This is a genomic window from Glaciecola petra (genome assembly GCF_031846345.1).
GTDB classification, from domain to species: domain Bacteria; phylum Pseudomonadota; class Gammaproteobacteria; order Enterobacterales; family Alteromonadaceae; genus Glaciecola; species Glaciecola petra.
Genome location: NZ_JAVRHX010000001.1, coordinates 692,246 through 706,977 on the forward strand (window position 1 = coordinate 692,246; position 14,732 = coordinate 706,977).

Here is a 14,732-nt window from a genome sequence, read left to right on the forward strand (position 1 = left end):
ATAGCGATTCAGAATTAGGCGGTAGAGAACAATATGAAGATTAGACGTTTTTTTGGAAAAGACATGCGAGAAGCGCTTAAGTTGGTCAAAGACGAACTTGGTGGTGATGCTGTTATTATGTCGAATAAAAAAGTTGCCAATGGCATTGAGTTAGTCGCAGCTATCGATCCTGCCGAAAAAATGCCTGATGCCAAAACGCAAGATAAGGTCTCTGCTACACCTAGTTTGAGCGAGATAATAGGTGATTCTGGACCTGATAGTTTGCAAGCATTATTAGAACAACAAAAAAGCCAACAGCATAATCAAACCAATGGCCAACAAGCTGAGAAAACTGAGACCCCAGTAGCTAAGCATGCTAGCAACAAGCAACGTTCATATCCTGCTTATAATGAGGCGGACCAAAATTTAAATCAATTAAATAGAGAGCCAGAAAAATCGCTTCACTATTCACAGCAAGCTGGTTATGGCGACGTGTCAGAACCTAGAGCTGATAACCGTATTTTTAGATCCCCTGCATTTTCTGAAGAAGAAAACGTAGCGCAACAGCACGCAAGCTCACAAGCTGGCGGTATTCAACCTCCTCCTAGTGTATTGGAGCCTGAAAAGCTAGATGTAATCAAAGCAGAGTTAGAATCCATTAAAAATGTACTCAAATTCCAAGTCTCAGAACTTTCTGATGAACGCAGGAAACGCAACAATCCTGTCCATAGCTATTTGCATGAACAAATCATTAATATGGGAATTAGCGAACACCTAGCAAAACAGTTTATTGAATTTCTGCCTCATCAAGTAGATGAAAAAGAAGGTTGGAAATATATTCTTAATCTATTATCAAACCGCTTGCATATTGGTGGGAATGACATCTTAACACAGTCCGGTGTAGTTGCTCTTGTTGGCCCAACAGGCACAGGTAAAACCACTACACTCGCTAAGCTTGCCGCAAAGTATGCGCAAAAGTACGGTGCCGAAAACGTTGCTATGGTGACCATCGATACATACCGTATTGCTGCATTTGAGCAACTGTCAACTTACGGAAAAATAATTGGATGTAGCGTTAAGAAAGCGCATAACTCACAAGAATTAAATGATTGTTTGTATCAATTGCGCAATAAGAAATTAGTACTTATTGATACAGCAGGATTTAGTCAACGCGATCATCGCTTGATTTCACAGCTTAACGAGTACGAGAGCAATATCAATTTAAGCATAAAAAAATATTTAGTATTGCCAGCGGGTGCACAATATCAAGTGCTTAAACAGACGGTCAAAGCATATCGTTCAACAGAAATCAAAGGCTGCATCTTTTCCAAATTAGATGAATGTTACAGTTTAGGTGAGGCGCTTAGCGTTATTATCGAAAATGATATGTCCTTATCTTATGTGACAGACGGTCAGCGGGTCCCTGAAGATATAAAATTAGCTGATTCTGCCAACCTAACCCTGATTGCTGCCAAGCTATTTAGGAAATATGGTTCTGGTATGCAACATGATCAAATAGTCGAAAATACTTCGGCAGAAGCGGGTGTCTTATGATTGACGACCAAGCTAGGAGTTTGCGTACAATGAGCCGGAACAAACAGGTAAAGGTTGTCGCCATTACTGGAGGTAAAGGAGGCGTTGGTAAAACTAGCGTCACGTTAAATACCGCAATAGCATGTGCCAAATTGGGACGTCGTGTATTGGTACTCGATGCCGATTTAGGCTTGGCAAATGTAGATGTCATGTTAGGGCTAAGAGTTGAGCGTAATTTGTCTCATGTGCTAAATGGAGACTGCACCCTCGACGAGATATTAGTCACAGGCCCACATGGAATCAAAATAGCACCAGCAACTTCGGGCACAAAATCTATGGCTGAATTAAGTGCCCATGAACATGCGGGTCTTATTCGAGCCTTTGGCGAGTTAAAAACACCCATTGACCTTATGTTAATAGATACCGCCGCGGGTATTTCGGACATGGTTGTGAGTTTTTCGAGAGCAGCTCAAGATGTTGTGCTTGTTGTATGCGACGAACCCACTTCCCTAACTGATGCATATGCGTTAATAAAAATACTAAACAGAGAGCAAGGCGTTTTTAAATTTAAAATTATTGCAAACACCGTTCGCAGTGAGAGAGAAGGCAAAGAGCTATTTAGCAAACTATCGAAAGTAACCACGCGCTTTTTAGACGTAGCACTGGAATTAATCGCTATTGTGCCATTTGATGAAAATGTGCGTAAAGCGGTACGCAAACAAAGTGCTATTGTTGAGGCATTTCCTGCTTCACCCGCTTCTAAAGCAATTAATAAATTAGCAATAGACATGCAGCACTGGCCCATGCCAGCGCAAGCTGGGGGACACTTAGAGTTTTTTATTGAAAACTTAGTGTCATTGCATGATTAGGTAACCATAGTGAGTATACAAGTGACTGGATATCAACAACAAATAGACAAAAACCAATTGGTTGAAAAACACGCACCACTAGTGAAGCGAATCGCTCATCATCTATTGGCCCGATTACCTGCGAGTGTGTTAGTCGATGACTTAATACAATCAGGCATGATTGGTTTGTTAGAGGCAGCAAGAAACTTTGACGGTACAAAAGGCGCTAGTTTTGAAACGTTTGCAGGTATTAGGATCAGGGGCGCCATGCTTGATGAAATTCGTAAGGGAGATTGGACACCCCGATCCGTCCACAAGAATTCTAGGGCAATAACTGAAGCGATCAATCAAGTTGAGAAGAGTACTGGCAGAGATGCGAGAGATACTGAAGTAGCTAGTGCTTTAGACGTTACCCTTAAAGATTACCATCAAATGCTTAACGAAGTTAACGCTGGAAAATTAGTTGGAATTGAAGATTTAGGCGTTAGTGAAGATGTTTTAACTACGGAAGAGTCAAAAGGTGCCGATAAACCTTTTGAAGAGATGATGCAAGGTTCGTTTCAAAAAGCACTGGCAAAGGCTATTACGACTTTACCCGAGCGCGAAGCGATTGTTTTAGCCTTGTATTATGATGAAGAACTAAATTTAAGAGAGATTGGTGAAGTGCTAGAAGTGAGTGAATCTCGCGTTAGCCAAATCCACTCTCAAGCCATGATAAAGCTGAAGTCTAAAATGCAATCTTGGCAAGTAGAGAAATAATTTTAATTCGAATAAAGATCCTTAGCGGAGGTAGTTTTGGATAAAAGTATGAAAATTCTCGTTGTTGATGATTTTTCAACAATGCGTCGCATCATAAAAAACCTTTTGAAAGATCTTGGGTTTAGCAATATACAAGAGGCTGATGATGGCAATACTGCCTTGCCTATGCTTAATCAAGGTGATTTTGATTTTGTTGTTACTGACTGGAATATGCCAGGCATGCAAGGCATAGACTTACTCAGAGCCATTCGTTCTGATGATAAGCTAAAACACCTCCCAGTATTAATGGTAACTGCAGAAGCCAAGAAAGAGCAAATAGTGGCTGCGGCTCAAGCAGGCGTTAATGGGTATGTTGTTAAGCCATTCACAGCTGCAACCCTTAAAGAGAAACTAGACAAAATATTTGAACGTTTAGGTTAACTCATTTCAAAGGTAGATATTATGACGCAAGAAACACCTTTGATGACGCTGGATCAGGCCAAAGAACTCGTCAAACACTTAGAATCTAATGATACGCATGCAGCCAACCAAATCATTCAAAATTCGCAGGCGCCAGAATCTGCTGCATTGTTTTCGGAAGTAGGCAAATTAACTCGTCAACTTCACGATTCACTCAATAGCTTTAAAATAGACGATCGCATTAGCCACCTAACGCAAGAAGAACTTCCCGACGCAACTGCGCGACTAGAGTATGTGATTGCTGAGACTGAAAAAGCTGCTAACTGCACAATGGATGCAGTTGAAAATAGTATGCCTATTGCTGAAAAACTTTCCGAGCGCTTAGATTGCATCATGCCTGAGTGGAAGAAACTCATGCATAGACAAATAGAACTGGGCGAGTTCAAGAACTTATGTCACGAATTAGATGGTTTGTTAACTGATGCCCGAAAAGATTCCCAAGCCCTCAATGCAAAATTGACCGAAGTTCTTATGGCGCAGGGCTATCAAGATATTACAGGGCAAGTTATTAATAAAGTAATTACCTTAGTCAAAGAAGTTGAAAATCATTTAATTGGTATGTTAGCGACATTTAGTGGTCCAGAGTCGATAGAAGAAAACGCTCAGGCATCCAAGAAATCTGACGATAAGGTAAAAGCGGAAGGGCCGATTATAGATGCAGAAAAACGTGATGACGTCGTGCAAGGGCAAGACGATGTTGACGATTTGCTGTCAAGTTTAGGATTTTAGGGGAGCGCTTAGATGTCGTTTGAAGTTGATGAGGATATTCTTCAGGATTTTATGGTTGAAGCCGGTGAAATTCTAGAGTTACTCCAAGAACAACTCGTTGATCTCGAGAACAATCCAGAAGATGCCGATTTATTGAATGCCATATTTCGTGGCTACCATACTGTAAAAGGTGGTGCTGGATTTTTGTCACTGACAGAACTAGTTGACATATGCCATGGTGCCGAAAACGTTTTCGATGTAATGCGTAATGGTCAGAGATCATTAACACCTGAATTAATGGACGTCATACTACAAGCCACAGATGTAGTAGTAGATATGTTTGAAAATGTAAAATCAAGACAGCCTCTTGAAGCCGCTCCGGAACATTTAATCAAGATATTACATAAGCTCAGTTCACCAGAAGTTGAAGGTGAAACGATCTTTGGCGAAGCCGAAACAGCTGAGCAATCAAAATCAGCTGTTGAAGATGAAACAGTTGAAGAGAAAAGTAATGAATCTGCAGCAGAGCCTCAGAGCAGTGCTCAAGAAGCCGCTCAAACAGAAGACTCTATCGAAGAAATTACTGAAGATGAATTTGAAGCGCTATTAGATGAACTGCATGGTGAGGGTGGACCGACATCAAAGCCAAGTTCACCGGCTAAAAATGAAACACCAGAAGCGAAAAATAGTGCGGAAGATAGCGATATTACCGACGATGAATTTGAAGCTCTACTTGATGATATTCATGGTAAAGGCAGTTTTAAAGCAGAGACTTCTACAAGCCAATCAGAGACGCCGGAAAGTGTAAGTCCAAGTATAACTAATAACGACGACGAAATAAGTGATGATGAGTTTGAAGCGTTATTAGATGATTTGCATGGTAAAGGAAAAGCGCCGACGATTGCAGATTCGAACGTACCAACTGATAAGGTCGCAAAAGAAACACCTGCGACCCCTCCAAAAAACGAGGGTCAGAGTGAGATACCTAAAAAGCCAGAACAAAAACCTGTAGCAGCGAGTAAAGAAACAACTCATACTACCAACGCAGCGCCTAAAAAAGAGGTTTCTCGTAAGAAAGCAGAGACTAAATCAGCTCCTCCACAAGCTGAAACGACCGTTCGGGTAGATACTAAAAGACTTGACCAAATTATGAATATGGTGGGCGAATTAGTATTAGTCAGAAATCGCCTAATCAGTCTTGGAATAAATGTTGCTGACGAAAGCATGACGAAAGCGATTGCAAATTTAGATGTTGTCACTGGAGACTTGCAGGGTGCGGTGATGAAAACCCGCATGCAACCTATCAAAAAAGTGTTCGGAAGATTCCCCAGAGTTGTAAGGGATATGGCAAGAACACTGAAAAAAGAAATTACTCTTGTGCTTGAAGGCGAAGAAACTGATTTAGATAAGAATTTAGTAGAGGCTTTAGCCGATCCTTTAGTGCATTTGGTGCGAAATTCTGTTGACCACGGTATAGAGATGCCGGATGAGCGTCAAGCTCAGGGTAAACCTCGAATGGGTACAGTCAAATTAGCAGCCTCCCAAGAGGGTGACCATATTTTATTGACTATTACCGATGACGGTAAAGGAATGGACGCGGAGAAATTAAAAGAAATTGCTATTTCTCGTGGCGTATTAGATGCAGATGCTGCCGCACGCATGTCAGACAATGACGCATTTAATCTTATATTTGCGCCAGGATTTTCCACTAAAACAGAAATAAGTGATATATCTGGTCGTGGCGTGGGCATGGATGTAGTTAAGACTAAAATCACCCAATTAAATGGTAGTGTGCGAATAGATTCTAAAATGGGTGAAGGAACGACATTAGAAATAAAAGTGCCTTTGACTTTAGCCATTTTGCCTACATTAATGATTGTTGTCGGTGAACAAACCTTTGCTTTGCCTCTAGGCGCAGTAAACGAAATTATTAATATGGATTTGAGCAAAACAAATACGGTAGATGGGCAATTGACCATGATTGTGCGTTCAAAAGCGATTCCACTATTTTATTTAAACGACTGGCTTAACCCGCATAAACCGAGTCAAGAGCGTGATAAGGGCCATGTTGTCGTTATGCAAATTGGGCCTACTCAAATTGGTTTTGCGGTTGACTCTTTAATTGGTCAAGAAGAAGTGGTGATCAAACCTTTAGATGCATTGTTGCAAGGAACCGCAGGTATGGCGGGTGCAACAATTACGTCTGATGGTGGAATTGCATTAATTCTAGATGTGCCGGGCCTGCTCAAAAGATATTCCTAGACTAAAATAATGCCGTTCTGAGCCAATAATTTTTGTGCCTAGTTTGCAACAATGAGTTTTGGTAATCAATCATGAGATCTTTATTATAATGAAGGTTTGGAGCCTGGTAAATCAAAAAGGAGGAGTAGGTAAAACTACCTCTACTATTAGCATTGCTGCTTGTTTGAGCGCATTAGGCAAGCGAGTATTACTGATTGACTTAGATCCACAAAGTTCGCTGAGTTACTATTTAGGAATAGACAGCGATACTTTGCAACATACCTTGTTCGATGTCTTCACCTCGCCACAAAATACAGTCAAATTAAAAGCAATTGTAAATAAAGTGACGGTGCAAACTAGCATCCAAAATGTAACACTATTACCCTCGCATATGGCACTTTCGACTATAGATAATGCGCTATCACAGCAGACGGGTAAGGGGCTCATAATTAAAAATGCCCTTGATTGTATATCTAGTGATTATGATTATGTGCTGATAGATTGCCCACCCGTGTTAGGGGTCTTGATGATAAACGCAATTACCAGTTCAGATAAATTGATTTTACCGACACAAACTGAATATCTCGCTTTTCAAGGTTTACAACGCATGATGAGTACTCTAGAAAAATTACGCACAAATCTGAAACAAGATGCACGTATTCTCATTGTGCCGACATTGTTTGATAGGCGCTACAATGCAGCTATTCGGACCTATTCGTTAATAAGAGAAACCTTTAAAGAAAGCCTATGGAAAGGCTATATCCCTATTGATACAAAATTTAGAGATGCCAGCGCTATTGGCGCGTCAATTGTCGAAGTTGCGCCCGAATCAAGAGGCGCCTTTGCTTATGAAAAGTTAACGAATGATTTACTAAAACATGAATGATCAAAACTATAAGCATGCAGAGAATGCGTTATTGAATTTTTTTGCAGATTCAACTTTGCCTTCTGGTACAAATGACCAACTCATACTACGAGCAAATGATTCATTATCTGACCTGTTTGAAAATGCTTGTAAGCTCGATTGTATGCAACAAGAGGGTAAAGAAAACTCAGCGATTGCCGACAGTATAAGAAGCGGGAGTTTACGAGATCCCAATCTGAAACTTTGTGATACTTTACCAACGGAGTTTCAGAGTTTAAGTTGTATTATTGCTGGATTTAAAGTGTCTGTTCCATTATTAGAATTAGGTCGAATTATTAGGCCGAAAAGCGCTCTAAAAATGGCTAAAAGGAACCTTGATAGTTCATCGATTTTTAAGGGCGTTTTAATTGACGGTGAAGAAAAGTTCCAATGCCTTAATGAAACTTTTTGGTTTGGTGGAAAACCGATACAAAAAGTAAATGAGCTTGCATTGGATAAGTATTATTTACAGTTAGGAAAATCACAATTTGTGCTCGAATGTAATGAACTCGGGTCAACCAAGATGTTACATAAAACTGCCCTGAAGTGGCACGACAATGTGCATCACAAAACATGGTTAGTAGGAGTTGTGACAGAAACAATGGAAGTGCTACTAGATAGTGCGAAATTGGTAGAAAAATTACTTAAATAATTGGCGTGCACAAATAGCGTTATTATGCACAAAATGAATGAACATAGTGATATCAAACCTAAGATGGTTTTGATATGTACACAAGTTGAAAAGTGGAGCGGAGCATACACATGTCTGACGAAAAAACAGCAACAGTTTCAGATCCAAATGACGAGGTTTTGCAATGGGTAACGTATCGTTTAGATGAAGAGACCTACGGCATTAATGTAATGCAAGTACAAGAAGTACTGCGATATACAGAGATTGCTCCGGTGCCTGGGGCACCAGATTATGTCATGGGTATCATTAATTTACGTGGCAACGTTGTGACGGTGATCGATACACGTTCAAGATTTGGGCTTCCCCCTACAGATATTACCGACAATTCTCGTATTGTGATTATTGAGGCAGACGAGCATGTTGTTGGCATATTGGTCGACAGTGTAGCCGAAGTTGTTTATCTAAAATCATCTGAAATTGATAGTACACCTAATGTAGGTACTGAAGAGAGTACCAAATTTATTCAAGGTGTGAGTAATAGGGGTGATGAGCTGTTAATATTGGTTGACTTGAACAAGTTACTGAGTGAAGAAGAGTGGGATGATATGATGGCAATCTAGTGTGCTGATGAATACGCTCAGAAGCAACACTATTCATAGGTCTTAACTGACTGAAAATTAAAAATACTTATGTTTCCTTTAAAAACAGCTGGTCATTACCGGCTGTTTTGCTATAACTAGTAATACACCAATTTTATATAAGCGTGCAAAGCAAATGGCACTACCTCTTAGTCCTGAAACCCTTCATATTATTACGCTGGCATTAGTTGTAGTGCTGGCTTTTTTTAGCTTGTTTATTTGGAGCAAAGTACGGTCGGAAAATCAACGCTTAACACAGTCTATTAAGTTGCTTAATGATTTGTATAAACATACCCAAGAGATACAAAAGAACATCAATAAATCTGATGCTGATAAGCCTGAGCAGCTCACTGATGATGTATTGAAAAAAGATAAGGCTCTACAAATCAATGAGACAAAAATACTCGGCTTAATAAAGAGACTCGATCAAGCTGATAATAGACTCGAGCAATTAGAAAAAGAAGATCCACAAATAAGAATGTATAAAAAAGCGACCGAGTTAGCGGCGCAAGGCCTATCAGTAGAAGACATTATGGATGCATGCCAATTGCCAAGGGCAGAAGTGGAGGTTTTAAAAGGCCTACAACGTAAATAATTCAGTTTAAAAAATATATCCTATTTTATTTTAGACGTCTAGACGTAAATTGTTTGACATTTGCTTATTTATTGCCAAAATAGCATCCATGTTTTATTAAGCTTGAATACAAATTCACCGTACAAATATGCCCATAAAGATCCCAGCTGAATTGCCTGCGCTCGAAAAATTGTTAGATGAAAATATTTTTGCAATGGATGATGCCAGAGCGAACACACAAAATATTAGACCTTTACAATTAGGTATTTTGAACTTAATGCCTAATAAAATTGAGACAGAATTGCAAATTTTGAGATTATTGTCGAATACACCCTTGCAAATAAACGTGGATCTAATTCGAATTGATCAAGTGGCCCCTAAAAATACTCCAGCCTCTCATATGCATACTTTTTATCAATATTTTAGCGATATAAAATACAAAAAATATGATGGCCTTATTATTACTGGCGCACCTTTAGGTAATTTAGAGTATGAAGAGGTAAAATATTGGCCACAAATGGTGGAAATATTGGATTGGGCGAGAGGAAACGTACAATCGAGTTTTTATCTTTGTTGGGCAGCCCACGCGGCTATGTATCACTTTTATGGTATCCAACGCGAACTTAGGAATAATAAGTTATCGGGCGTTTTTAAACACAAAGTATTGGATGCAAAAAACGAATTGATGCGAGGGTTTGATCCTGAATTTTATGCCCCACATTCCCGCATCGCCGAGATACCATCGTCTAGTTATCACCAAATTGACGATATCGAGGTTCAAGCGGAGTCGGAACAAGCAGGCGTATACATAGCTGCCACAACGGACAAACGTATGGTGTTTGTTACCGGTCATCCAGAGTATGATGCCTGCACCTTAGACCAAGAATATAAGCGTGATCTCGACGCCGGCATTTCACCACGGGTTCCTGTCAATTATTATCAAAAAGATGATCCTAATGCACCATGTATTGTTCAATGGAAGTCACACGGTAATTTGTTATTAACTAACTGGTTAAATTATTTTGTATACCAAACAACCCCTTACGATTTACAAAGTCTGTCAAATTAACAGCTTTATTGAGACTTATTTATGACCCAAACAGCAAGACTTATTCACAAACTCGCAGAAAGTCGCATCTTAGTACTCGACGGTGGAATGGGTACAATGATACAAGAGCATAAACTAGCAGAGGCAGACTATCGGGGCAGCGAATACGCAACTTGGCATTGTGATGTCAAAGGGAACAACGACTTATTGGCAATTACTCAGCCAGAATTAATTCTTGATATTCATGAAAAATATCTTGCCGCAGGGGCGGATATTCTTGAGACAAACACATTTAATGCAAATAGTATTTCAATGGCTGACTATGATATGCAAGATGAGGTTGTAAAAATTAATCATGCAGCTGCTAAACTTGCGCGCCAAGCAGCAGATAAATATTCTGCTCTGCAACCCGATAAACCTCGCTTTGTTGCGGGTGTATTGGGGCCAACAAGTAGAACGGCATCTATTTCGCCTGATGTGAATGACCCTTCAAAACGCAACGTTACGTTTGACGAACTTGTGGCTAATTACAAAGAGGCTACAAAAGCGCTCATCGAAGGGCAGGTCGACCTAATAATGTTAGAAACCATTTTTGATACCTTAAATGCAAAGGCAGCGGCATTTGCCGTAGACGAGGTGTTTGAAGAACTGAATATCCGTTTACCAGTAATGGTGTCGGGCACAATAACTGACGCATCTGGAAGAACCTTATCCGGTCAAACAACAGAAGCTTTTTATAATTCCTTACGTCATATTGAGCCTATTTCCTTTGGGCTTAACTGTGCTTTAGGTCCGGACTTATTGCGCCAATATGTAGTTGAGTTATCGCGAATTAGCGAATCTTTAGTATCTGCACATCCAAATGCAGGTTTGCCAAACGAGTTTGGCGAATACGATTTAAATGCAAGTGATATGGCCGCTCACATCGAAGAGTGGGCGCAAAGTGGTCTATTGAATATTGTGGGTGGCTGTTGTGGCAGCACACCTCAACACATTAAGGCTATCTCAGATGCAGTAGCCAATTATGCGCCTCGACAATCAATAGACGTAGAAACAAAAATGAGATTATCAGGCTTAGAGCCTTTTACTCATGCCTAAAGGTATTGGGTGAATTACATTGAATAGGAAAATTTGTGAGCAATAGTTTCTCGACATTTATTAACATCGGCGAACGCACAAACGTAACCGGCTCAGCGATGTTTAAAAGACTAATACTCTCTGAAGACTACGAGAAAGCGCTCGATGTAGCGCGTCAACAAGTCGAAAATGGAGCACAAGTCATCGATATTAATATGGATGAAGCGATGCTCGACTCACAAGCAGCCATGGTCAAGTTTCTCAATCTGATTGCGTCTGAACCTGACATATCACGCGTTCCCATTATGATTGATTCATCCAAATGGTCGGTTATCGAAGCAGGCTTAAAGTGTGTACAAGGTAAAGCTATTGTCAACTCTATTAGCCTCAAAGAAGGCCCCGAACCTTTTATTGCGCAAGCAAAAAAGATTAAACGCTATGGCGCGGCAACAGTGGTAATGGCTTTTGACGAAACAGGGCAGGCCGATACTTGTGAACGAAAAATAGAAATTTGTACGCGGAGCTACGATATTTTAGTGAAGGATATTGGTTTTCCACCGGAAGATATTATTTTCGATCCAAATATTTTTGCAGTCGCCACGGGTATCGAAGAGCACGACAATTATGCGGTTGATTTTATTGAAGCCACCCGACAAATAAGAAAGACATTACCTTATTGTCATGTATCTGGCGGGTTGTCCAATATCTCCTTTTCGTTTAGAGGAAACAACCCGGTTAGAGAAGCCATGCATTCTGTATTTTTATATCATGCCATTCGGGCAGGTATGGATATGGGCATTGTTAATGCAGGTCAATTAGAAGTATATGACGAAATACCAAAAGAACTGAAAGATGCAGTTGAAGACGTTATTTTAAATCGTCATAGTCAAGCGACTGACAATCTTTTGGCGTTAGCGCCAAACTATCAAGGTGATGGCAAAGTCGCCGCTGTTGAAGACCTAAAGTGGCGAGAACAAGCAGTCAATAAACGCCTAGAGCATGCCTTAATCAAAGGCATCACCGAATACATTATTGAAGATACCGAGGCAGCTAGATTAGAGGCAGATAAACCACTCGAAGTGATTGAAGGTCCACTAATGGACGGTATGAATATTGTCGGGGATTTATTTGGTGAAGGTAAAATGTTTTTGCCACAAGTGGTGAAATCGGCTCGTGTAATGAAAAAAGCAGTAGCCTACTTACAGCCATTTATCGAAGAAGAAAAGTCGGGTGTATCACGTTCCAATGGCAAAATAGTGATGGCGACGGTAAAAGGCGATGTACATGATATTGGTAAGAATATCGTGGGGGTTGTTTTACAATGTAATAATTTTGAAGTCATCGATTTAGGCGTGATGGTGCCGGCTGCTAAAATTTTGCAAACGGCAATAGACGAAAAAGCTGACATGATTGGTTTATCCGGTTTAATTACACCCTCACTTGATGAGATGGTGCACGTTGCTCAAGAGATGCAACGATTGAAGATGAATTTACCTTTATTAATAGGCGGTGCGACAACCTCTAAAGCACACACAGCGGTGAAAATTGAACAAAATTACGATCATCCTGTGGTTTATGTGCCTAATGCAAGCCGAGCGGTAGGTGTTTGTCAAAAACTTATATCGGCACATAGTAAAACTGCATATTCACAACAAATCAGTGATGAATACGTAAAAGTGCGTGCACAACATGCCAAAAAACGACCTCGGTCTAAGGCTATCAGTTTTGAAGATGCGCGTGCCAACAAATTTAGCTGTGATTGGGCAACATACCAAGTGCCAGTGCCACAGTTTGTCGGTGTAAAAACAATCAAAGCCGACATTGCGACTTTGTCTGCATACATTGATTGGACTCCGTTCTTTTTAACGTGGTCTTTAGCTGGTAAATACCCACGTATTTTAAATGATGAAGTAGTAGGGGAAGAAGCTAAAAAACTGTTTGCTGATGCCACAATGCTATTAGACAAATTGACTAATAACAAAACTTTGAAAGCAATAGGGCGCGTTGGGATCTTCCCGGCAAATAGTCACGACGAAAGCGTGAATATTTTTGATCAAAGTGGCCGTCAAGTTATTGCTAAGGCGGAACATTTACGCCAACAAACCGAAAAGCCAAGAGGTTTTAATTATTGCTTAAGCGATTTTATTAAACCGAGCAGTAGCACATCAGATGCGGTGGATTATATTGGCGCATTTGCGGTTACAGCAGGTATCGGTGAAGACGACTTAGCTAAAGCATATGAAAAAGAGGGTGATGACTATAACGCTATTATGGTAAAAGCCATAGCAGACAGATTAGCTGAGGCATTTGCAGAGTATTTACATTTAATGGTGCGCAAAGAATTATGGGGATACGCAAAGGATGAATCTTTAGATAATAAGGCCTTAATTGCAGAAAAATATCAAGGCATTAGACCTGCCCCAGGCTATGCCGCTTGTCCCGAACACACTGAAAAGCAGGTGATTTGGGATCTTTTGGATGTTGAGCAAAGCATAGGTATGAAACTTACTGAATCGTATGCAATGTGGCCTGGAGCATCTGTTTCAGGTTGGTATTTTTCGCATCCTGAAAGTCGTTATTTTGCGGTAGCTAAAATACAAGATGATCAATTACAAGACTATGCAAAACGTAAAACGTGGTCTCAACAAACAGCAGAAAAATGGTTATTGCCTAATTTACAAGACTAACGATATACCCTGCTGTCTAGCCACTAAAAAAGAGCAAAAAAATGAACCAAAAAAAATGAACATAGAAAAGCCATTCAGCCAAGCATGTGAGAATAATAAATCACATATTCTTGAAGTATTAAAAAATACTTTTAGAAAAAGTACACATGTCCTTGAAATTGGCAGTGGAACAGGCCAACACGCTGTACATTTTGCTGCCAGTCTACCTCACCTTATTTGGCAATGCGCGGATCAACTTGAGTATCATCCGGGCATCCGTCAATGGATACAGGAATACCCTAGTAAAAATATTCTAGCGCCAATAGAATTAAAAGTGCCTGAAAGTACATGGCCTGAACAAGCATTTGATGCCTTTTTTAGCGCTAACACTGCACATATCATGCAAGCAAATGAAGTCAAAAGCTTGATGGAAATGATACAAATGCGTCTACCTAAGCATGGCGTTTTTAGCCAGTACGGACCTTTTAAGGTCGACGGTCAATTCAGTAGTCAAAGTAATGCCGACTTTCACGAAAAGCTCGTCGAGACCGGCCGAGGTGGTTATAGGGATATTGCCGAATTACAATCTTGGGCACCAAACTTAAGCCTAAGTGAGGTAGTCGAAATGCCAGCTAATAACCTTATGCTTATTTGGCATCGAAAGTAA

At 40.3% G+C, this 14,732-nt stretch carries 14 protein-coding genes; all 14 read left to right on the forward strand.

All coding sequences use genetic code 11. The features are described 5' to 3' along the window. Positions 1-33: 33 nt before the first annotated feature. The 14 genes from flhF to RM552_RS03125 all read left to right on the forward strand — a co-directional run bounded on the left by flhF (position 34) and on the right by RM552_RS03125 (position 14,732). Entirely contained in the window at positions 34-1,533 is a 1,500-nt protein-coding gene (gene flhF / locus RM552_RS03060) for a flagellar biosynthesis GTPase FlhF (protein WP_311367319.1), read from the forward strand. Next, positions 1,530-2,381: a MinD/ParA family protein gene (locus RM552_RS03065; protein WP_311367320.1), complete on the forward strand. Its 852-nt coding sequence runs from the start codon at positions 1,530-1,532 to the stop codon at positions 2,379-2,381. Before flhF ends, RM552_RS03065 begins: the two co-directional genes overlap by 4 nt. A 9-nt stretch (positions 2,382-2,390) precedes the next feature. Continuing rightward, positions 2,391-3,119, forward strand: a complete 729-nt coding sequence (locus tag RM552_RS03070; RefSeq protein ID WP_311367321.1) for an RNA polymerase sigma factor FliA — start codon at positions 2,391-2,393, stop codon at positions 3,117-3,119. A 36-nt stretch (positions 3,120-3,155) separates the two neighbouring features. Further along, positions 3,156-3,539 (forward strand): chemotaxis response regulator CheY, encoded by a 384-nt coding sequence (cheY, locus tag RM552_RS03075; protein WP_311367322.1) that lies wholly within the window; start codon positions 3,156-3,158, stop codon positions 3,537-3,539. Positions 3,540-3,557: 18 nt separating this feature from the next. Then, positions 3,558-4,307, forward strand: a complete 750-nt coding sequence (locus tag RM552_RS03080) for a protein phosphatase CheZ (RefSeq protein ID WP_432277191.1) — start codon at positions 3,558-3,560, stop codon at positions 4,305-4,307. A 12-nt stretch (positions 4,308-4,319) separates the two neighbouring features. Further along, on the forward strand, positions 4,320-6,548 hold the full coding sequence (locus tag RM552_RS03085; RefSeq protein ID WP_311367324.1) for a chemotaxis protein CheA: 2,229 nt from the start codon (positions 4,320-4,322) through the stop codon (positions 6,546-6,548). 88 nt (positions 6,549-6,636) lie between these two features. Next, the gene (locus tag RM552_RS03090) at positions 6,637-7,413 is read left to right on the forward strand and encodes a ParA family protein (RefSeq protein ID WP_311367325.1); all 777 of its coding nucleotides are present in this window, start codon (positions 6,637-6,639) and stop codon (positions 7,411-7,413) included. After that, positions 7,406-8,083, forward strand: coding sequence for a hypothetical protein (locus RM552_RS03095; RefSeq protein WP_311367326.1), 678 nt, complete (start codon positions 7,406-7,408; stop codon positions 8,081-8,083). The genes RM552_RS03090 and RM552_RS03095 overlap by 8 nt, the downstream gene beginning before the upstream one ends. Positions 8,084-8,193: 110 nt before the next feature. Continuing rightward, positions 8,194-8,682, forward strand: a complete 489-nt coding sequence (locus RM552_RS03100) for a chemotaxis protein CheW (protein ID WP_311367327.1) — start codon at positions 8,194-8,196, stop codon at positions 8,680-8,682. Between the two features lie 154 nt (positions 8,683-8,836). Beyond that, positions 8,837-9,295: a DUF2802 domain-containing protein gene (locus RM552_RS03105; RefSeq protein WP_311367328.1), complete on the forward strand. Its 459-nt coding sequence runs from the start codon at positions 8,837-8,839 to the stop codon at positions 9,293-9,295. 127 nt (positions 9,296-9,422) lie between these two features. After that, positions 9,423-10,343, forward strand: a complete 921-nt coding sequence (locus RM552_RS03110; protein WP_311367329.1) for a homoserine O-succinyltransferase — start codon at positions 9,423-9,425, stop codon at positions 10,341-10,343. Between the two features lie 21 nt (positions 10,344-10,364). Beyond that, on the forward strand, positions 10,365-11,420 hold the full coding sequence (locus RM552_RS03115) for a homocysteine S-methyltransferase family protein (protein WP_311367330.1): 1,056 nt from the start codon (positions 10,365-10,367) through the stop codon (positions 11,418-11,420). Positions 11,421-11,455: 35 nt separating this feature from the next. Continuing rightward, on the forward strand, positions 11,456-14,086 hold the full coding sequence (gene metH, locus RM552_RS03120) for a methionine synthase (RefSeq protein ID WP_311367331.1): 2,631 nt from the start codon (positions 11,456-11,458) through the stop codon (positions 14,084-14,086). Between the two features lie 55 nt (positions 14,087-14,141). Further along, a complete protein-coding gene (locus RM552_RS03125) occupies positions 14,142-14,732 on the forward strand; it encodes a DUF938 domain-containing protein (protein ID WP_311367332.1) in 591 nt (196 codons plus the stop codon).

Coding starts and splice junctions, on each gene's coding strand:
- RM552_RS03065 (WP_311367320.1), top strand. CDS start 1,530: ATGATTGACGACCAAGCTAGGAGTTTGCGTACAATGAGCCGGAACAAA.
- RM552_RS03085 (WP_311367324.1), top strand. CDS start 4,320: ATGTCGTTTGAAGTTGATGAGGATATTCTTCAGGATTTTATGGTTGAA.
- RM552_RS03090 (WP_311367325.1), top strand. CDS start 6,637: ATGAAGGTTTGGAGCCTGGTAAATCAAAAAGGAGGAGTAGGTAAAACT.
- RM552_RS03105 (WP_311367328.1), top strand. CDS start 8,837: ATGGCACTACCTCTTAGTCCTGAAACCCTTCATATTATTACGCTGGCA.
- RM552_RS03095 (WP_311367326.1), top strand. CDS start 7,406: ATGAATGATCAAAACTATAAGCATGCAGAGAATGCGTTATTGAATTTT.
- RM552_RS03110 (WP_311367329.1), top strand. CDS start 9,423: ATGCCCATAAAGATCCCAGCTGAATTGCCTGCGCTCGAAAAATTGTTA.
- RM552_RS03125 (WP_311367332.1), top strand. CDS start 14,142: ATGAACATAGAAAAGCCATTCAGCCAAGCATGTGAGAATAATAAATCA.
- flhF (WP_311367319.1), top strand. CDS start 34: ATGAAGATTAGACGTTTTTTTGGAAAAGACATGCGAGAAGCGCTTAAG.
- RM552_RS03115 (WP_311367330.1), top strand. CDS start 10,365: ATGACCCAAACAGCAAGACTTATTCACAAACTCGCAGAAAGTCGCATC.
- RM552_RS03100 (WP_311367327.1), top strand. CDS start 8,194: ATGTCTGACGAAAAAACAGCAACAGTTTCAGATCCAAATGACGAGGTT.